General features: G+C 58.3%; 16 protein-coding genes. 8 read left to right on the top strand and 8 right to left on the bottom strand.

Features of this window, described 5'->3' with window-relative positions:
• Positions 1–237: 237 nt before the first annotated feature.
• Together metK and panC are read right to left on the bottom strand one after the other, a co-directional pair.
• Positions 238–1410 (bottom strand): methionine adenosyltransferase, encoded by a 1173-nt coding sequence (metK, locus tag QZ383_RS13435; RefSeq protein WP_291446183.1) that lies wholly within the window; start codon positions 1408–1410, stop codon positions 238–240.
• 40 nt (positions 1411–1450) lie between these two features.
• Entirely contained in the window at positions 1451–2299 is an 849-nt protein-coding gene (gene panC, locus QZ383_RS13430) for a pantoate--beta-alanine ligase (protein ID WP_291446167.1), read from the bottom strand.
• A 152-nt stretch (positions 2300–2451) separates the two neighbouring features.
• Here panC and QZ383_RS13425 point away from each other — a divergent pair, with 152 nt between their 5' ends.
• Positions 2452–3021, top strand: a complete 570-nt coding sequence (locus tag QZ383_RS13425) for a hypothetical protein (RefSeq protein WP_291446165.1) — start codon at positions 2452–2454, stop codon at positions 3019–3021.
• Between the two features lie 170 nt (positions 3022–3191).
• On the opposite strand, the gene QZ383_RS13420 is transcribed toward QZ383_RS13425, so the two are convergent.
• Positions 3192–5435: a sensor domain-containing phosphodiesterase gene (locus QZ383_RS13420; protein WP_291446164.1), complete on the bottom strand. Its 2244-nt coding sequence runs from the start codon at positions 5433–5435 to the stop codon at positions 3192–3194.
• Between the two features lie 173 nt (positions 5436–5608).
• Here QZ383_RS13420 and rimO point away from each other — a divergent pair, with 173 nt between their 5' ends.
• The gene (gene rimO / locus QZ383_RS13415; protein ID WP_291446162.1) at positions 5609–6937 is read left to right on the top strand and encodes a 30S ribosomal protein S12 methylthiotransferase RimO; all 1329 of its coding nucleotides are present in this window, start codon (positions 5609–5611) and stop codon (positions 6935–6937) included.
• A 124-nt stretch (positions 6938–7061) separates the two neighbouring features.
• Here rimO and QZ383_RS13410 read toward each other — a convergent pair whose 3' ends face one another.
• The 5 genes from QZ383_RS13410 to surE form a co-directional block, all read right to left on the bottom strand.
• On the bottom strand, positions 7062–7949 hold the full coding sequence (locus QZ383_RS13410; RefSeq protein WP_291446160.1) for a flagellin: 888 nt from the start codon (positions 7947–7949) through the stop codon (positions 7062–7064).
• A gap of 721 nt (positions 7950–8670) precedes the next feature.
• Positions 8671–9558, bottom strand: coding sequence for a flagellin (locus tag QZ383_RS13405; RefSeq protein WP_291446159.1), 888 nt, complete (start codon positions 9556–9558; stop codon positions 8671–8673).
• 425 nt (positions 9559–9983) lie between these two features.
• Positions 9984–10985, bottom strand: a complete 1002-nt coding sequence (gap, locus tag QZ383_RS13400; protein WP_291446157.1) for a type I glyceraldehyde-3-phosphate dehydrogenase — start codon at positions 10983–10985, stop codon at positions 9984–9986.
• A gap of 26 nt (positions 10986–11011) precedes the next feature.
• On the bottom strand, positions 11012–11938 hold the full coding sequence (fba, locus tag QZ383_RS13395; RefSeq protein ID WP_291446156.1) for a class II fructose-1,6-bisphosphate aldolase: 927 nt from the start codon (positions 11936–11938) through the stop codon (positions 11012–11014).
• A gap of 287 nt (positions 11939–12225) precedes the next feature.
• Positions 12226–12987, bottom strand: a complete 762-nt coding sequence (surE, locus tag QZ383_RS13390) for a 5'/3'-nucleotidase SurE (protein ID WP_291446155.1) — start codon at positions 12985–12987, stop codon at positions 12226–12228.
• Between the two features lie 157 nt (positions 12988–13144).
• On the opposite strand from surE, the gene QZ383_RS13385 reads away from it, so the two are divergent.
• The 6 genes from QZ383_RS13385 to QZ383_RS13360 all read left to right on the top strand — a co-directional run bounded on the left by QZ383_RS13385 (position 13145) and on the right by QZ383_RS13360 (position 19820).
• A complete protein-coding gene (locus QZ383_RS13385) occupies positions 13145–14176 on the top strand; it encodes an HD domain-containing protein (RefSeq protein WP_291446154.1) in 1032 nt (343 codons plus the stop codon).
• Complete coding sequence (tmk, locus tag QZ383_RS13380) at positions 14152–14805, top strand: dTMP kinase (protein ID WP_291446153.1); 654 nt, start codon at positions 14152–14154, stop codon at positions 14803–14805. The genes QZ383_RS13385 and tmk overlap by 25 nt, the downstream gene beginning before the upstream one ends.
• Before the next feature lie 100 nt (positions 14806–14905).
• Positions 14906–15241, top strand: a complete 336-nt coding sequence (locus QZ383_RS13375; protein WP_240825349.1) for a hypothetical protein — start codon at positions 14906–14908, stop codon at positions 15239–15241.
• Complete coding sequence (locus tag QZ383_RS13370; RefSeq protein ID WP_291446151.1) at positions 15234–16598, top strand: histone deacetylase; 1365 nt, start codon at positions 15234–15236, stop codon at positions 16596–16598. The genes QZ383_RS13375 and QZ383_RS13370 overlap by 8 nt, the downstream gene beginning before the upstream one ends.
• 227 nt (positions 16599–16825) lie before the next feature.
• Positions 16826–18034 (top strand): saccharopine dehydrogenase family protein, encoded by a 1209-nt coding sequence (locus QZ383_RS13365; RefSeq protein ID WP_291446149.1) that lies wholly within the window; start codon positions 16826–16828, stop codon positions 18032–18034.
• 196 nt (positions 18035–18230) lie between these two features.
• Positions 18231–19820 carry a histidine kinase N-terminal 7TM domain-containing protein gene (locus tag QZ383_RS13360; RefSeq protein ID WP_291446147.1) on the top strand — a complete coding sequence of 530 codons (1590 nt, stop codon included), beginning with the start codon at positions 18231–18233 and terminating at the stop codon, positions 19818–19820.
• Positions 19821–19858: the final 38 nt, after the last annotated feature.

Raw genomic sequence — 19858 nt, 5'->3', positions numbered from 1 at the left:
GTTCATGGGTGAAGCTGCCCGGAATAGCGCCGGAGCGGCGCGGTCAAGTGAGTCAGTATAGGCAAGGGCGGGGCGGCTTGCAACTCGTGAGGGCGAACGGGATATTTTGCGGGAATTAAGGTGGCAAAAAGTCTATGGCCGGAATATGCGAGCAAAAAGATATGGACAAAAAATGAGGTGCAGAAAACCCAGCAAGGAGTTTCCTGCACCTCAAAAGGGCAAATGCGCTGGCTTGCGCTACACCTTGGCGGCGGTGCGCAGGTCGGCTACGGCATCAGTCTTTTCCCAGGTGAATTCCGGCAGTTCGCGGCCAAAGTGACCGTAGCAGGAAGACTTCTGGTAGATGGGGCGCTTGAGATCAAGGCGCTTGCTGATGAAATAGGGGCGCAGGTCAAAGACTTCGCGCACGGCCTTGGTCAGCAGTTCGTCCGGCAGATCGCTGGTGCCCTGCGAGGACACGAGGACGCTGACGGGCTGGGCCACGCCGATGCAGTAGGCGATCTGTACTTCGCACACAGGGGCGAGGCCAGCGGCAACAACGTTCTTGGCGATGTAGCGGCCCATGTACGCGCCGGAACGGTCAACCTTGGAGGGATCCTTGCCGGAGAACGCGCCGCCGCCGTGGTGGCCGCTGCCGCCGTAGGTGTCCTGAATGATCTTGCGGCCTGTGAGACCGCAGTCGCCCATGGGGCCACCCACCACAAAACGGCCAGTGGTGTTGATGAAGATTTCGCAGGCCTTTTCGTCAAAATAGCCGGAGGGTTCCAGAATGGGGCGAATGACGTGCTTCTTCACGGCTTCGGCCACATCAGCTTGGCTGGCGTTGGAGCTGTGCTGAGTGGAGACCACCACGTTGTTGATGCGCACGGGTTTGCCGTCCTGATATTCAAAGGAAACCTGGGTCTTGCCGTCGGGACGGAAGATGTCCACCGTGCCGTCCTTGCGCACTTTCGCCAGCTGTTGCGAGAGCTGGTGTGCCCAGTAGATGGGGGCGGGCATAAGGGTGGAGGTCTCGTTGCAGGCAAAGCCAAACATCATGCCCTGGTCGCCCGCGCCCTGATCTTCGGGCTTTTCGCGCAGCACACCCTGGGCAATGTCGGGCGACTGGTGGCCAATGGCGTTGATGACAGCGCAGGTCTGCCAGTCAAAGCCCATATCTGAGCTGTTATAGCCGATGTCCTTGATGGTTTCGCGCACCACATGGGGCAGGTCGGCGTAGCCGCTGGTGGTGATTTCGCCAGCGATAACGGCCATACCTGTGGTAACGAGGGTTTCGCAGGCCACGTGGGCGTTGGAGTCCTGTGCCAGCAGGGTATCAAGAATGGCATCGGAAATCTGGTCGGCGACTTTGTCAGGGTGGCCTTCAGTTACAGATTCGGAAGTGAAAAAGTATTTGCCCTTGGTGTGCATATGAATCTCCTTGGGCGCTCGCGTCAGTGCGGCGCGGGTTTTAGGGTCGCAACAGAATATTGTCGATAAGCCGGGCCTTGCCTATGCGCACGGCACAGGCCATGAGCGCCGGACCGGTGACTTCGGTGAGCGGAGTCATGGATTCCGGGTGAACAATACTGAGGTAGTCAAGGCGCCCCATGGGCAGAAATTCCGCCCAGCGGCGCAGCACAGCTTCGCGCAGCAGCTTGACGCTGGTTTCGCCGCTCTGGGCCAGTTTTTGGGCGTAAAGCAGAGCCTTGCGAATCTCTGGAGCATGGGCGCGTTCGTCCGGGCTGAGGTAGACGTTGCGCGAGGAAAGGGCCAGGCCGTCAGCTTCGCGCACGGTTTCGCGCGTTTCAATGCGCACAGGCACATCAAGGTCGCGCACCATGCGGCGCAGAATGGCCTGCTGCTGCCAGTCCTTCTGCCCAAATACGGCAATATCCGCGCCGGTCAGCATAAAGAGCTTGAGCACCACGGTGCATACACCGCGAAAGTGCACAGGCCGGGTGAGGCCGCACAGGCCTCGGGAAAGTTCAGGAACTTCCACCCAGGTGGCGTGGTCCTGCGCGTACATGGTTTCGGGCTGCGGCATAAACAGCGCGTCCGCCCCATGACTGCGGGCTATGTCCGCATCGCGCTCGGCATTGCGGGGGTATGCTTCCAGATCCTCGCCGGGGCCAAACTGGGTAGGGTTGACAAAAAGGCTCACCACCAAGCGTTTCGCCTGCGTGCGGGCAAAGGCCATGAGGTCTTCGTGCCCCTGATGGTAGTAACCCATGGTAGGCACCAGAGCGATGTCGTCTCCGGCGCGGTGCCAGGCCTTGCATTGGGCCGCCAACTCTTGGGGATTTGTGAATATCTGCATATCAAGGTATTGTGATATTGTTTGTGAAGGCTCTTTTATACACGCGAGGCAGCAGCTTGTAAAGAAAGACCTTGGCAAAAGCAGAAATGTTGGCGGGGTGGGAGGCTTGACCCTGGGTGTTGCTGTGGGCATAACAACGGATGGGGGTATTCATGCTGAAACCGTTTTATCAGGGCAAACTGGACACCTTTTGTGCAATTTATGCAGTGCTCAACGGCTTGCGGCTGACCCACTCCATCAGGGTTCTCAAGGCGCGCGACATTCTTAACGAAACGCTGATGGGCCTTGCGGCCTCGCCGGAAGCCTTCCGTGCCGTGCTGGAGCAGGAAACCGACTATTGCGGGCTGGTTGACGGCATGCTGCGTATTCAGAGCCGTTCCTTTCCGCTGGAAGTGCGCCAGCCCTTTACCGATGAGGACGACCCCTCTGTGGATCAGGTCTGGGATTGCTGCCGTACATGGCTTGCGCCGGGTAGCGGCCGGGCTGTGATCTTCCGTTTTCTGCGCCACATCATTCCGGATGGCCCGCCTGTGAATCGGCACTGGACCACCGCCGACTCCCTGACCGATAACGTACTGCATCTTTTTGATTGCAGCCACGAGGCAGAAGCCATCCTGAACGTGAACAAGGACAGCTTTGTGACCCGTGCGGACGACATTCGCGAAGGCAAGCTGCTGTATATCCAGCCGCATACCATCCGTCTCCTGCGTCTGCCGCTGTAGCAGGGGCAAGCTTAGTGGGGCCTGTCACACCAGCCTCGGAAGAACAGCCAGGGAAATCCCTCGACCATACAAGCTGGAGACGCTGAGGCGGCAGATGCCACGACAGTTCTGCTGTAGCCTGACGGCCTGGGATGTGTGCTGGGGCTTGGCGAGTAGCGGAACGAAAGGAATCAGTATTCTTTGATGGGGGCTTCCGTGCTTATGGGCAGCCCCAAACGGATGGCGTCCTGCTTCAGCTGCGGATGCACCCAGAAGGCCTTTTCCTGCACAAAGCTGAGCACTTCAAACTCCGCCGTATCCACTGGCCGGGAATAGTAGAAGCCCTGAGCGCAGTTGCAGCCGCTGTTGAGCAAAAAGCGGGCGTGTTCCTTGGTTTCCACGCCTTCGGCCACAATGGACATATCAAGATCGCGCGCCAGAGCGATGGTGTTGCGGGCCACAATTTGGCCGCGTTTGTTGGTGGTGCCGTCACTGATAAAGGCCCGGTCAAGCTTGACCACGTTGAAGGGCAGATCACGCAACGTGCTCAGCGACGAGTAGCCCGTGCCGAAATCGTCCATGGAAAAAACAAATCCCGCAGCCCGCAGTTCGTTCATAAGGCGTTTCAGCCTTGGCTCATTGGCAAAAAAGGCGCTCTCGGTCAGTTCCAGCTCAAGCATGTGGCGGGGCAGATTGTATTTGTTCAGAAGGCTGACAAGCTTGTTGGGCAGGTCGTCATCGTTAAAATGCAGACGCGACATGTTTACGGAAATGGGCATGGGTTCATATTGCTTGTCGAGCCATGTGCGCAGTATCTGGCAAGTCTGATCCCAGATGTATGAGTCCAGCCGCACAATAAAGCCGTTGCGTTCAAAAAGGGGGACAAAACGGCCGGGCAGGATAAGCCCGTCTGTGGGGTGCTGCCAGCGCACCAGCGCTTCTGCGCCCACAATGCGTCCGCTGGAAATCTGCACCTTTGGTTGCAGAAAAAGCCTGAACTGGTGTTTTTCCAGCGCTTCGTACATCTGGTCCGTGATGTAGCTTTCATCGTGCAGGCGTTTGCGCAGGGCATCGTCGTAAAAGGCAAAGTTGACAATGTCGCTGCCCTTGACTGTCTTCTGCGCCAGATAGGCCCAGTCGCACAAAATGTGGGCCGGGGTGCGGGAGTTCTCCACCGGGCAGATGCCAAAGAACAGCTTGACCCGAAAGGTGTCGGAATAGTGATCCAGACGCAGGGAAAGGTTCTGGATGAACTGCAGCGTTCGCTCGTTGCCGCCTGTGAGGCAGACGGCAAAAACATCGGCGGTGAGCCGGGCAAAAATTTCCTTTTCAGGTATGAGGCGCTGGCGGATCAGGCGGGCAATGCCCCGCAGCAGGCGGTTGCCCTCTTCAAGTCCGAAAGATTCGTTGATGGCCTTGAACCCGGCCACGTCAAAGCGCAGTACGCAGTACTGCTCGTTGGGCCGATTTTTGATGAGCTTGTCTATTTTTTCAAAAAATGTCTGGGTATTGAAAGCGCCTGTGAGGGGGTCATGCTCTGCACGCAGTCGCAGAGCCTGCTCGGTACGGGTGGCTGCGTCCACATCGTTGAGAGTGCCGATGTAACGCTCTTCAGATTCCCCGTCGTCAAGCTTGGTGTAGGTGATCTTGCACCAGATGTACTGACCGTCGCGGCGGCGCAGGCGAACGGTCATTTCGCCAGAGCGGATGCCCAGGGCAAGGCGCGCCAGGCAGGTGTCAAAGGGTTCCATGTCGCCCGCGTAGAGAACATCGTCTTCACGCCAGACGTCAAAGGGATTGCGCCCGTCATATTCGCCCGCCAGCAGTTCGGGAATCCTGTGGCTCAGATAGGTCAGATCTGTGCCGCTCCATTCAAAAACCAGGGTGCGGGTGTGGTCCACCACTGCCTTGTAACGCAGGGCATCCAGCTTTTGCCGGCGCAGCATCTCGTTTTCATGGGCAATGTCGGCCGCAATCTTGTGGTTTTCAATGTCTTCTGTGCAGACAATATAGGTCTGTTCCCCGCCGTATTGGGGCGCAGGAAAGGCAATGATACGCACCCATCGGTACAAACCGTTGAGGGCTTTTTTGCGAATGTCTTCCGCCGCAAAGAGGGGAGTCTGGGTCAGCATCTGCCGCAGGCTGTCTTGAGAAAAAAACACCGCAAAGCGTTGTGCGTCGTCAGGGTGTACCCTCTCGGCAAGTTCGTTTCTCAGCGTTTCGGCAAGGGGCTTATTCTGGGGCATGCGCGTAAAGTGACCTTCCCCGTGGTACAGTTCGCGACAGGTATTTCTTTCAAAATCTATAAGCAATATGTCGCCGTAGACGCTCTGCAAGGCGTGGGAAAGGCAAATTTCCTGGGGAGATTCCGCAGGTGGCTCTTCCCCGGATTGGGTAGCCGATATGCTGAGGTTTGCAGGGTCTGCGTTTTTCATAGTTGTGTTCCGCCGTGCGGCATTACATTCGTGTATTAGCCTGTTAGACAACAGATTAGATCTAGCATCTGTGTTATCGTTTTGCAAATTTGCAGGCTTGGGCACGCCCAGTCTGAAGGATGGGAACGGGCCTCAATGATGACAAGCGCCCCGCCCCTCTGTATTGTGCCTCCATGACACGAGCTATTTTTCCTCATTCCCTGAAAGTATGGTCGCTGAGCCTTGGCTGCCCCAAAAACCGCGTGGACAGTGAGCGCCTGCTCGGTTCGCTTGGGGTCGCCGTACAGCATGTGGAACACATGGGCAAGGCGCGTCTGGTTTTCATCAATACCTGCGGATTCATCAATCCTGCCGTGCGTGAATCTGTGCGCGCCGTAGTGGACGCCATCCAGCGGCTTGAAAAGTGCAAGGTCAAGCCTCTGCTGGCTGTTGGCGGCTGTATGGTGGGGCGTTATGGCGCTGCCGATCTGGCCGCGGAACTGCCGGAAGTGGACGTGTGGCTGCCCACGGGTGATCTGCCGCGCTGGCCAGCCATGCTGGCAGCGGCCCTGAACCTGCCCGAGCCGCCTGCCCGTATCCCCGGCGGCGGCAGGCTGCTCTCTACCGGCCCTTCATACGCATGGCTCAAGGTGGGCGAGGGGTGCAGGCACAAGTGCGCGTTCTGCACCATTCCTTCCATCAGGGGCGGGCTCAAGTCGCTGACCGCCGATGATATTGCCGATGAAGCAAGGGCTCTGCTGGCCCAAGGCGTGCGCGAGCTTGATCTTGTGGCGCAGGATCTGACCTCCTGGGGTGTTGATCTTGGGCTCAAGCACGGCCTGCCCAGCCTGCTTGAAAAGCTGGTGGGGCTTGAGGGCCTCGCCTGGTTGCGCCTGCTCTACCTGTATCCTACAGGTGTGACGCCGGAACTTTTGCGTTTTATCAAAGATTGCGGCGCACCTTTGCTGCCTTATCTGGATATTCCCCTGCAACACGCTCACCCTGACGTGCTGTCGCGTATGGGCCGACCTTTTGCGGGCGATCCCCGGCGCGTGCTGGATACAGTGCGCTCAGTGCTGCCCCATGCGGCTTTGCGCACGACATTTATTGTTGGCTACCCTGGCGAAACGGAAGAGCATTTTGAAAGCCTGTGCCGTTTTGTGGAAGAAAGCCGTTTTCAGCATGTGGGCGTGTTTGCCTATCAGGCAGAAGACGGCACAGTGGCGGCAACGCTGCCCGATCAGGTGCCGGATGAGGTCAAGCAGTGGCGCAGGGATTCTCTTATGGAAATTCAGGCCGACATCAGCAACGAGCTGCTTTCCGCGCAGGTGGGCAGCCGTATGCAGGTGCTGGTGGACGCCCCGCATCCCGACTGGCCGGGGCTGCATAGCGGGCGCGTGTGGTTTCAGGCGCCGGAGGTGGACGGTATCACCTACGTGAGCGGGCCGGGCGTTGCGCCCGGAGCGCTTGTGGAATGCGATATAGTGGAAAATACGGATTATGATCTGACCGCGCTGGCCTGAGCCAGCACCTTTGCGCCCATACCGGGCCACGCCGGAAGAAACGTTTCCGCAGCAAAATATCCCCGAAGGGCGAACCCTTCGGGGATATTTTGGGATACGTGCTAAAGCACGCCCTCAACCAGCGTTAGCCGCCGATAAGCTGCATGGCCATCTTAGGCATGCTGTTGGCCTGCGAGAGCATGGCCACAGACGACTGGGTGAGGATCTGATTGCGGACAAACTGCGTCATTTCCGTGGCCACGTCCACGTCGGAAATGCGAGATTCTGCCGCCTGCAAGTTTTCAGCCTGGGTGGTGAGGTTGGAGACGGTGTTCTCCAGACGGTTCTGCAACGCGCCCAGATGTGCCCGGATCTTGTCCTTGGAAACCACCGCGTTGGTGATGGCCACAAGGGCCTTCTGTGCCGCTTCCTGGGTGGAGATGGTCGCACCGTCCCGACCGGCAGTCGTTTCATTGCCTACACCGAGGGCAGAGGCTGTGCTCGTGCCGATCTGGATGTAGTAATAGTCTTCCGCCGAGTCGTTGGCAGTACCGAAGTGGATCTTCATCTTGCCGGTGGAGGTCATCGTGTTACCCACGTGCGTGTCACCGGACAGATTGCCGTCCAGCAGGTGGATGCCGTTGAAGTCCGTGGCGTTGGCGATTCGGGTAATTTCCGATGCCATGGCCTGGTACTCCGATTCGATCATCAAGCGCTGGGTGGAGTCATAGGTACCGGTGGAAGCCTGTTCCGCCAGTTCCTTCATACGGGTCAGCTTTTCGTCGATGACGCCCAGGGCGCCGTCAGCTGTCTGAATGAGGGAAATGGCGTCGTTGGCATTACGCACGCCCTGTTGCAACGCCTTGATATCCGTACGCATCAATTCGCGAATGGCGAGGCCGGCGGCATCGTCAGCAGCGGAGTTCACGCGCAAGCCTGTGGACAGACGCTGGGTCGAAGTCGCCAGGTCGCTGTAATGCGAGGTCAAGTTGTTGGCAACATTGGAAGCCATTGAGTTGTTATTGATATACATGACATTCCTCCATGAATGTTCTGTCTGCCCGGCGACGCACTATGCGCGTCCGCGTCCATGCGGACTGCCGCCGTTCATCCCGCAAGGAGCGGGGAAAAAGTTACCAAAAGCCAGACTGGTATCGGCCTGAGCCGACCTGGGCTGGCAGCCCTAAACAACAGGCGCTGTTGCCTTTCTGATTCGTGGCTTCAGAGGGGCAATATTTGCCTGAAAACCTGCACTCCGTTTACAGCAGGATTCATGCCAGACGGCGTAGATTCAAGCGTCAATAAGCTGGCGGCTGGTGGGCCGATTGCAGGGGGCTGCGGCCTTTGCAGTAAAAAAATATACGGATATCTATATGATGCGAATTTTTAAGGTAGGCTGCTGTGAACAATATTCTTTGTTTGCCCAGGGCTATTCAGCACAAGGCAAGTTGTGACAGAACAGGTGCGGGCATCCCGTATTTATCGAACGGAGCAGAAATGTTGACGGGCAAGCGTGCTAGAGCTGGAGCGCAAGGTGGAGATAGGGGAAATGAAGGGCTGCACATTTTGAAAAATTGCTGCGGTTGCTGTGCCAGTGCAGAATTTGTCGATGCTCAGAAGGTAACAGAGCGTAAAAAAGCCGGGTCGCGTACGCGACCCGGCTTTCATCAGAAACATGTTGGTTGTGGCCTTAAAGCTCTCCCCAGCCTCTTGGCCGGTCCTGGGCTATTGCCCTCCACCACCTGGTTTTACAGCTAACCGGAAATCAGGTTCAAGGCCAGCTTGGGCATGCTGTTGGCCTGCGAGAGCATGGCCACAGACGACTGGGTGAGAATCTGGTTGCGGACGAACTGCGTCATTTCCGTGGCAACGTCCACGTCGGAAATGCGGGATTCAGCCGCCTGCAGATTTTCGGCCTGGGTGCTCAGGTTGGAGATGGTGTTCTCCAGCCTGTTTTGCAGTGCGCCCAGATGCGCCCGGATCTTGTCCTTGGAAACAACGGCGTTGGTGATGGCTACAAGAGCCTTCTGCGCCGCCTCCTGAGTCGATACCGACCTGCCGTCAGAAGTGCTGGCAGCCTGATTGCCTACACCAAGCGCCGAGGCGGTGCTCGTGCCGATCTGGATGTAGTAGTAGTCTTCCGCCGAATCGTTGGCTGTGCCAAAGTGCACCTTCAGCTTGCCCGTGCTGGACATGGTGTTGCCAACGTGCGAATCGCTCGACAGGTTGCCGTCCAGCAGGTGGATGCCGTTGAAGTCCGTGGCGGTGGCGATTCGGGTAATTTCCGAAGCCATGGCCTGGTACTCCGATTCGATCATCAGGCGCTGGGTGGAGTCATAGGTACCGGTGGCGGCCTGTTCGGCCAGTTCCTTCATACGGGTCAGCTTTTCGTCGATGATGCCCAAGGCACCGTCGGCTGTCTGAATGAGGGAAATGGCGTCGTTGGCGTTACGCACGCCCTGTTGCAGGGCGGCGATATCGGTACGCATGAGTTCGCGAATGGCCAGACCGGCGGCATCGTCCGCAGCGGAATTGATGCGCAGGCCGGATGACAGCCGCGAGGTAGAGGTTTTCAGGTCGTTGTAGTGCGAGGTCAGATTGTTGCCTACTTGCGAGGCCATGGTATTGTGATTGATATACATACATTCCTCCATGAATGCTGTATGTCACAGGCGGCGCGAAATGCCGACGCGTCCTTGCGTGCTACCACCTTTTGTCCACTTAATCGGCGCAACGGCAAAAAGCATTAGGGTCTGGCGTAAATGACGCGTTCAGGTGAAATGCCTGCAAAGCGTTGCGTAGAGCCAGTTTTATTAGGTAATGCGTAAAACGTGGCAAAGAAAAGAGGAAAATTTTTCCCATGCAGACGAGTGGTGAGCAGAATTTGCCCGGGGCCGCGCACGTCAAGCCTGGGGCTGAGAAAGGCCCAAAAGGGACAGGGTGAAGCATGCGCCGCAACAGAGGCAGCCAAAACGGGCAAGCAAAAATAAAGCGCGGCGGGTATTGCAACCCACCGCGCTTGTAATTCAAGCCCATCCCTGCCGGGCAGGGCAATGCGCAATCTCTATCAGCAGTCCTTGCCCACCATGCGGAGCAGGCGCAGCAACTGGTTGGTGAAGCCGGATTCGTTATCGTACCAGATGAGCAGTTTGACCATGGTACCGTCAAGCACCTGGGTGGAAAGCGCATCCACCACGCCGCCGAAGGTGCTGCCCTTGTAGTCTATGGACACCAGCGGTTCTTCGGAAAAGCCCATGTTTTCGGCCAGCGCGCCCTTGCTGGCAGCCTGAAGGGCTGCGTTGACAGCGGCGGCATCACAGGCTTTTTCCACTTCACAGGTCAGGTCGACCAGCGAGCAGTCAAAGGTGGGAATACGCACCGACATGCCGTTGAGCTTGCCTTCCAGTTCCGGCATGACCTGCCCCACAGCCTTGGCAGCGCCCGTGCTTGAAGGCACCATGGACACAGCTGCGGCGCGGCCGCGACGCCAGTCCTTGTGGGTGCCGTCCAGAATGCGCTGGCTCATGGTGTAGGAGTGGATGGTGGTCATGAGGCCATGGCGGAAGCCAAAGGTTTCGTGCAGCACCTTGACCGCAGGGGCCAGGCAGTTGGTGGTGCAGGACGCGGCAGAAATGACGCTGTGCTTTGCGCCATCATAGGTGTTGTGGTTCACGCCCATAACAATCATGGCGTCCACATCCTTGCCGGGGGCGGAGATCACAACCTTTTTTGCGCCGCAGGCCAGATGCTGGGCAAGGCCTTCGCGATCCTTGATGGTGCCCGTGGTTTCCACGGCCAGGGTTACGCCAAGGCGCTCCCATTCCCATTCGCCAGCCTTGCAGCGGGTAACGGTGATATGGCGGCCATTGACGATGATGCCGTTTTCATCGTGATCAACCGTGCCCTGAAAGGTTCCGTACGTGGAATCATACTTGAAAAGATAGGCCAGCGCGGCGTTGTCCGCACGGGCGTTGATGGCGGCGATCTGAATTTCGTTATCGTCGGCCATAAGACGCAGCAGATACCGACCAATGCGGCCAAAGCCGTTCATTCCAACTTTCACGGGCATGATTCGCGCTCCTTGGGGCGTAGGGATTAGGCTTTATTTGAAGATCCCATGACATTACGGATCTTGTGGGCCACCATATTCTTGACGGCATCGCGAGCGGGGGTGAGGTAGGCGCGCGGGTCAAACTGGTCGGGGTGTTCGGCAAGATACTGACGGATGGAAGCGGTGACGGCCAGGCGGATGTCCGTATCCACATTGATTTTGCATACGTTCATGCCCGCAGCCTTGCGCAGCATGTCTTCTGGCACGCCCTTGGCTCCGCCAACCTGGCCGCCATACTGGTTGCACAGGCTCACAAATTCCTGCGGTACACTGGACGCGCCGTGCAGCACCAGGGGGTAATTGGGCAGCTTGTCGCCAATGCGGGCCAGACGGTCAAAATCAAGTTTGGCTTCGCCCTTGAACTTGTACGCGCCGTGGCTTGTGCCGATGGCGACGGCCAGTGAATCGCAGCCCGTGCGGCTGACAAATTCCACGGCTTCATCGGGGTCGGTGTAGACGTGTTCGGCAGACTGCACATGTTCTTCAATGCCAGCCAGCTTGCCCAGCTCGGCCTCAACCCAGACGCCACGGGGGTGAGCATAGTCCACCACCTGCTTGGTCAGGGCGATGTTCTCTTCAAACGACAGGTGCGAACCGTCGATCATCACAGAGGTGAAGCCGCCGTCAATGCAGTCGCGGCACATTTCAAAGCTGGGGCCGTGGTCGAGGTGCACCACCACGGGGATGGAAGGGTCAAGCGCAAGCGCAGCTTCCACAAGCTTCATGATGTATATCTGCCCGGCATACTTGCGCGCGCCCGAAGACACCTGAAGGATGACCGGCGATTTTTCCTCGGAGGCCGCGCTCATGATGCCCTGGATGATTTCCATGTTGTTGACGTTGAACGCGCCAATGGCGTACCCGCCAGCATAGGCGGCGGCGAACATTTCTTTGGGATTGATAAGAGGCATGATTTCCTCCAGAGGGGTCTGGCATTAAGGACGGTCAAAAAAGCATAAGTCGCCCGGAAATGACAAGTCTGCACATACACCAATTCCCCGTAAAGGGGAATGCCTGCCGCGCGGGAAACGGGCTTACTTTGCAGTTCTTCCGGCGGGCGCAGTGCCCAGGCAAACGCGAAACATATTTTGTATGCCCGAGCGCGCCTGTAGCCCACATGGGGCGACGGCGTCAAGAGGGATCGCCTGATCCCTTATGTTTCCGGGATGTTGCCGAAGGCCCTGAGGCCGAGTGGACGCTAGCCGAGCTTCATGCCAGCCAGCGCGTTCAGGCCAGCCGGATCGGTAAAATCAAAGCGCAGGGGGGTAAGGGTAATGTATCCCCGGTTGAGCATGTCTTTGTCCGAGTCCGGTTCAATGGTTTCCGCAGGAATTTCGCCCTCAAGCCACCAGTAGGGCGCGCCGCGTGGGTCAAGGCGCTCCGAGTAGGTGTTTACCCACACTGCGCTGGTCTGCGGGCAGACGCGCAGGCCTTTGACCTCGTCCAGCGGGCAGGCAGGATAGTTGACGTTGACGACCCTGCGGCGGCCCAACTGCGACCAGTCGATGCGCTCGGCCAGCGCCACAAGGTGCCGGGCCTGCGGCAGCAGGTCGCCGTTTTTGACCTTGTAGCAGTCGTGCGACACAGCAATGCTCGGCAGATCCTCGTGGGCCGCCTCCGTGGCCGCGCCCACCGTGCCGGAATACAGAATGTCCGGGCCAACATTGGGGCCTGCATTGATGCCAGAAATAACCATGTCGGGTTTTTTGGGCAAAAGCTGCCCAAGGGCCAGTTTGACGCAGTCCGTGGGTGTGCCGTAAATACCCAGACCTTTGAAGTCGGGTTCTTCAAAATCCATGGCGCGTACAGGTTCAAATACGGTCAGCGAGTGGCCCACGCCGGATTGTTGGGTCATGGGGGCCACCACATGCACTGTATGCCCTGCTTCAAGCAGGGCGGCGTAAAGCGCGCGCAGGCCGCGCGCGCGGATGCCGTCATCGTTGGTCAGAAGAACGTCCATTTGACAATACCTCGGAAAGAAGGGAAATTCGGCCTAAGGCCCGCGTGGTTCCAGTGTTTTTGCGCGGCCCTGCCAATTTGGAAGTTCCGCGTCAGGGGCCATGCCCGCGTGGAAAACAGCACATGCCCGGCGCAGATACGCGCCGCTGGAACGATATATGGAAAAAGGTTGTTACGTCAAAGATATTGGCCCCGCCTCGGAGGCGCGCGGCATATTCGTGGTTACGCAGGCTGCGCAGGGCCAGTCGCGCAATGGCCCGTACTGGCGGCTTACCCTTGCTGACGCCAGCGGCAGCCTTGAAGCCAAGATATGGCATCCGCTGAGCGCGGAGTTCAGCGAAATCGCGGCGGGAACGCTTGTGTGGGCCGAAGGGCGCGCGGGGCTGTATCGGGATCAGGTGCAGCTCACGGTGGAGCAGATGCGCTTTCTTTCCGATGAGGAATGCGCCGCTGTGGACCATGCGGCCCTTATGCCCGCCAGTCCCTTTTCGCTGGATGAAATGCTGGATGAACTGCTTGACCTCATCAAGAAGGAATTTGTCCACGCGCCATGGCGCAAGCTGGTGCAGGGATTTTTTAATAACGACGAGATGCGCGCCGCCTTTCGAGTCTGCCCGGCGGCCAAGGGGGTGCACCACGCCTATGTGGGCGGGCTGCTTGAGCACACTTTGAGCGTATTCAAACTTTGCCGCCGCATCGCCGACCATTATCCGGAACTTGACCGGCAGACCTTTCTTGCGGGAGCGCTGTTTCACGACATTGGTAAACTGCGCGAATTCTCTGGCGGTATCGCCAATGATTACACTGATGAGGGCCGCCTGCTGGGGCACCTCATGCTGGGCATTGAAATGCTGGAGCCGTATCTGGCTAAATCCGGTCTGGAAGAGCCGTTGCAGCGGCATCTGAAACACCTGATCTTGAGCCACCATGGCGAGCTGGAGTTCGGTGCGGTGCGCGTGCCGCATACGCCGGAAGCCATGGCCCTGCACTATGCCGACAACCTGGACGCCAAGATGGCCCAGTGCCGTGGCCTGTTTGCCCAGATAGAGGGCGAAGGCGAGGCCTGGACACCCTGGCAGGCTACGCTGGGGCGACCCGTGCACCGGGCCGCGCGTACGCCGGACAAAGCCGCCCCCGCAACCCGCAAAAAAGCGGTGAAAGAAGAATGTTTATCTCTTTTGAAGGTATAGAAGGCGCGGGCAAGTCCACGGCCATCAACTATCTTGCGGGTTTTTTGCAGGAAAATGGCCACGACCCCCTGTGTACGCGTGAGCCGGGGGGCTGTGCGCTTGGGCGCAGCCTGCGCTCCATACTGCTTGATGCCCGCACGCGCGAACTCTCCAGCCGGGCGGAGCTTTTTCTGTTTCTTGCCGACAGGGCGCAGCACGTGGCGGAGGTCATCCGGCCTGCGCTGGAAGCAGGACAGACCGTGCTGTGCGACCGTTACACCGATTCCACACTGGCCTATCAGGGGCACGGACGCGGGCTTGATACGGAATATCTGCAAAGGCTTAATCAGGCGGCCACGGGCGGCCTGCAACCGGAGCTGACCCTGCTGCTGGATCTGCCGGTGCGTTGCGGCCTCATGCGCGCTGGCGAGCGCAACCGTCAGGAAGGTCTGGTAGTTTCAGAAGGCCGTTTTGACGCTGAGAGCCTTGATTTTCACGAGCGGGTGCGCCAGGGCTACAGGGTCCTGGCCGAGGAAGAACCCGAGCGCTTCGCCATTATTGACGCCTCGCAGCCGCCCGAAGACGTGGTTTTGCAGTGCCGCTCCGCCATCGAGTCCCACTTGCGGCAGCGCGGTTGGGGATTGGAATAGTTTTTTGCGGCGGGAGCCGCGTTCCGGGCCTTTGCAATTTTGCCGGTTCAGCCTGCCATGCAGGCTTTTGGCGCGCTCCATGCGCCACCAAGGAGAATATATGTACGAATGTTATACAGTTGAAGTTGAAGGCGCGGGCGTGCGCTTTGCCCCCCGTGAAGGCAAGGAACTGGCTTATCTGCCGGGGCAGCCGCCCAAGGGCTACACCCTCATCAACGTCATCGGCGATCCCGGTTTGCTGCACTGCGCCGTTTTTCGCAAGGATGGCGGTGCGGGCGGCTTTTTTGCCCTGCACGATACTGAAGGCGTGCTTTTCATGGCCGTGGCCGAAAGTAATCTGGCCTACGGCATGGGCCTTGCGCACATGGGCCGTATGGTGACCTATGCCCGTTACGGGGCAGATATTTTTGAAGAACTTGGCGAAGGTGATGACTGAAAAAACATTGCCGCCTCTGGTGGCGGCCCGCAGTCTTGGTGTGGTGTTTTTTCCTGCCTTTGACTGGGCCATTTCTGCGACACACCCGGAGCGGGAAGAGCGCCTGCTCTACACACGCGACCAGCTGCTAGAAGAAGGGCTGTTCGACATTCCCGGCATTACGGAATACCGCCCCGCCTTTGCCACGCATGCCCAGCTTGAGCGCGCGCACTTCTGCCTGCCCTCGGCTGCCGCAGTGAGTACGGATTCGCATCTGGCTTCGGCGGGCGGGGCTATCCGCGCGGCCCGGCTGGTGCTTGAGGGGCGTGAAAAGCGGGCCTTTGCTCTGGTACGGCCTCCGGGCCACCACGCCATGCGCGTGGTGCACGGCAACCGTGGCTTCTGCAATATCAATAACGAAGCCGTCATGGTGGAGTATATCCGCGATCATTACCCCCGCCCTGATGGCCGCCCCCTGCGCATCGCCATTGTGGATACGGATGTGCACCACGGCGACGGCAGCCAGGATATTTTTTGGAACGACCCGCATACCCTGTTCATTTCCCTGCATCAGGACGGGCGCACCCTGTACCCCGGATCGGGTTTTCCGCAGGAATGCGGAGGCCCCGGCGCGCTTGGGCGCACCATCAACATCCCTCTGCCGCCCGAAACTTCGGACGAGGGCTATCTGTACGCCATAGAGCATGCTGTGCTGCCCATTCTGGAAGATTTCAAGCCTGACCTGATCATCAATTCCGCCGGCCAGGACAATCACTTCACAGATCCCCTTGCCAACATGAAGCTTTCGGCACAGGGCTATGCGGCGCTCAATGCGGCCCTGCAGCCCCATATCGCCGTGCTTGAAGGCGGTTACTCCATACGCGGGGCATTGCCCTACGTGAATCTGGGCATCTGCCTTGCCCTTGCCGGGCTGGACGCCTCGGATATCCGCGAGCCGGGCTGGACGCCGGAAGCCACGCGTCAGCGGCCGCAAGTGCGGGAATACATAGCAAAATTGTGCGCGCAGATCCGCGATGTGTATTTTCATCCCCCGGCGCAGCCCACGGAAGGCGAGGAAGAAAACGGCTGGTGGGTGCGCCGCAAGCACATCTTTTACGATACGGACAACCTGCGCGAAGGGCAGACGGAAGCCTGGCGGCTGTGCAGCGATTGCTCGGGGCTGGGGCGCATTGAGACTGCCTCGGAACGGGTGCCCCGCTCCCTGTGCATACTGGTGCCGCGCCACGCCTGCCCGCAGTGCAGGAGCCAGGGGCTGGAGCTTGCCGCGCAGGCGCGCAAAAGCGGGCGTTACGCCCATGTGCGCCTGCTGGATGGCGATGTGGCAGATCCGGGCCCTGCGGCCAAAAATGAGAAATAAGGCAGAGTTGACGGTTTTTGCTCCGCGACCTGTTGACGCCGGAACTTTCCTGGGCCATAAGGCCCATTCCGCGCGTGGCGTAACGGCCCTGTCACGCCGCGCGGGCATCATGTTTTCCGGCCCGGGGCATGCGGCCCGGCAACCCTGCGCCCACGGGCGCAATATATGAAAATGGCGGCGCGGCCATGCCGCGCAGTGGTATACCTCTTCCACCACGGAGAAGGAACATGTCTCATATTCTGATTATTGGCGCGGGCGGCGTAGGCAGCGTTGTGGTGCACAAGTGTGCGCAAGTACTCAAGGAAGGCGGATTTTCAAAGGTAACGCTGGCAAGCCGCACCCTTTCCCGCTGCGATGCCATTGCGCAGAGCGTCAAGACGCGCCTTGGCGTCGAGGTTTCCACCGCTCAGGTGGACGCGGACAACGTGCCCGAGCTGTGTTCCCTCATCCGGCAGGTCAAGCCCGATGTGGTCTGCAACGTGGCCCTGCCGTACCAAGATCTGCACATCATGGATGCCTGCCTTGAATGCGGCGTGCACTACGTGGACACCGCCAACTACGAGCCTCTGGACACCGCCAAGTTTGAATACAAGTGGCAGTGGGCCTATCAGGACCGCTTCCGCGAGGCGGGGTTGACGGCTCTGCTCGGTTCCGGCTTTGACCCCGGCGTCACCAACGTGTACGCGGCCTGGGCGCTCAAGCATCAGCTGGACGAAGTGCATGTGCTTGACATCATCGACTGCAATGCGGGCGATCATGGCCAGCCCTTTGCCACCAACTTCAATCCTGAAATCAACATCCGCGAGGTCACGGCGCGCGGGCGCTACTGGGAACGCGGCGAGTGGGTGGAAACCGACCCCCTGTCCTGGTCCATGAATTTTGATTTCCCTGACGGCATCGGCTCCAAAAAGTGCTTCCTCATGTATCATGAAGAACTGGAATCACTGGTGCAGAACCTCAAGGGCATTCGACGCGCCCGTTTCTGGATGACGTTTTCCGAGAACTATCTCAACCACCTCAAGGTGCTTGGCAACGTGGGCATGACCCGCATCGACCCTGTGAAATTTCAGGGGCAGGACATTGTGCCCATCCAGTTTCTTGCCAAGCTGCTGCCCGACCCGGCCTCCCTCGGCCCCCTGACCAAGGGCAAGACCTGCATTGGCGACCTCATGCGCGGCGTCAAGGACGGCAAGGAAAAGACCGTCTACGTGTACAACATCTGCGATCACGAAGAATGCTACGCCGAAGTGGGTTCCCAGGCCATTTCGTACACCACGGGCGTGCCCGCCATGATCGGTACAAAGATGGTGGCTCAGGGCTTGTGGCGCAAGCCCGGCGTGTGGAACATGGAACAGTTTGATCCCGATCCTTTCATGAAGGATCTCAATGTGTACGGCCTGCCCTGGCAGTGCCTGGACGTGACCGGCAAATTTTAGTCAACAAGCTGGTTTGATTGTTGCAAAGACTCCGGTGTCTGCTCTGGCAGGCCCGGAGTCTTTGTTTGCTGACGGGGCCGCGCTGCTTGTCAGCTTGTGGGGATGCAGGTAAAAAAAATCGGGCACGCGAAGCTGCGCCACGTAATGTCAGTTGCAGCTGGCACACATGCAGGGTGAATAGTATAAGGCATATTCAGTGATAATAAGAGCTGCCTGTATTCTTTTTTTGAGTATATCGTGCGCGGGCATGCTCTATGCTGTTTGCTATTCGTCCAGAATAGCGCGTTCAAACGGGTATGCGGCCTTTTTGTTTTTATTCATGACTATTTTCATGTATACGGTCGGGTACATTTTCGAGCTTGCATCAAGCACGCCTGAAACAATCTATCTTTCCTTAAAAATTGAATACCTTGGGGCACCGCTCATTGCAGTGTTCTGGTTTCTTTTTGCTGTTTATTACAATAATTATTCAATAAAGAGCAAGGCTGTGATGTCTTTGCTGTTTATCGTGCCGTTGGCGACAATAGTGATGCTCTATACCAATGAGTATCACCACTTTCATTATAAGACGTTTGCAGTGGATGCCAGCGGACCCTTCCCCGTGGCGGTGACACAGAAGGGCTGGTGGTACTATGTGGATTTTGTTTACAAGATGCTGGTTGCCTTTGCCGGACTGGCTTTATTTGCCTTTTCCTACGGCAAGGCAACGGGCTATCGCAGGCGGCAGGCTAAAACCATCTTTATAGGCGCGCTGAGCCTCTGGATAGGCAATTTTGTGCAGACTCTTGGTTTTGCCCCCTACGGCATTGACATTGAGCCCTTCATTCTCTCGGCGGCCCTGCCCTTGAGCGGCTTTGCCATGTCCCGTCTGCGCATGTTCGACCTCGTGCCCATAGCGCGCGACAATGTCTTCAAGACCATGAGCGCCAGCGTGCTGGTGCTGGACGGCAAACTGCGGGTGGTGGATTTCAACGACAGTGCCGTGTCCATTCTTCCGGCTCTGTCAGAGGATGCCGTGGGGCTGGCGGTCAGGGATGTGTTTCCTGAACAATGTTCGCTTGATGTGGCGGCGCTTGTGCAGAATGAGGAAATGGAGATTGCTCTGCCAGTGGGGGGCGGCCTGCGCTTTTACAAGGTCTCATGCGCCAGGGTTGGCGAGTCAGAAAAAGATTCCGGCCTCATTGTATCCTTGTATGACATGACAGAGAGCAAGGAACTGCTGGAAAAAATGCAGCGCATTGCGTCGCAGGACGCGCTGACACAGGTGTTCAGCCGCTGGTTTTTTATGGAGGCCTTTCAGCGCGAGATTGACCGTTGCCGGGAAGCTGGCGGCAAGCTTGGTTTTATGCTGCTGGACATCGATCATTTCAAACGCGTCAACGATGAGTACGGGCATCTGGCGGGCGACAAAGTCCTGCGCGGCGTCACGGCTGCTCTGAAAGACTCGCTTGGGCATAACGCCCTGCTTGGTCGCTATGGTGGCGAGGAATTTTCTGTGCTGCTGCCAGGTATGGGGCAGGATGAGGCCGTGGGTCTCGCTGAGCGGCTGCGGCAGGTTGCGGCCATGATGGAGGTATCATTTAACGGCACGCCCATAAATGTGACCATTAGCGTTGGCGTTGCCGCCGCAGTCTTTGAACCGGGCACTCCGATGGGCATGGAGAGCACGCAAATCTGCGATGCCCTCATTCTGGCGGCAGATACAGCCTTGTACCGCGCCAAGCAGGAGGGGCGCAACAGGGTGTGCTCTGTTGGCCTTGGGTTCGGTGCAGACGCGTCCGTCTGATCAATCCGCAGCTTACCGAATCACAAGCAATAAAGAAT

The organism is Desulfovibrio sp. (assembly GCF_019422935.1).
In the GTDB taxonomy this organism is placed as follows: Bacteria; Desulfobacterota; Desulfovibrionia; order Desulfovibrionales; family Desulfovibrionaceae; genus Desulfovibrio.
The sequence above is the reverse complement of the archived record's forward strand: the minus strand, read 5'-3'. Positions and strand labels throughout refer to the sequence as shown.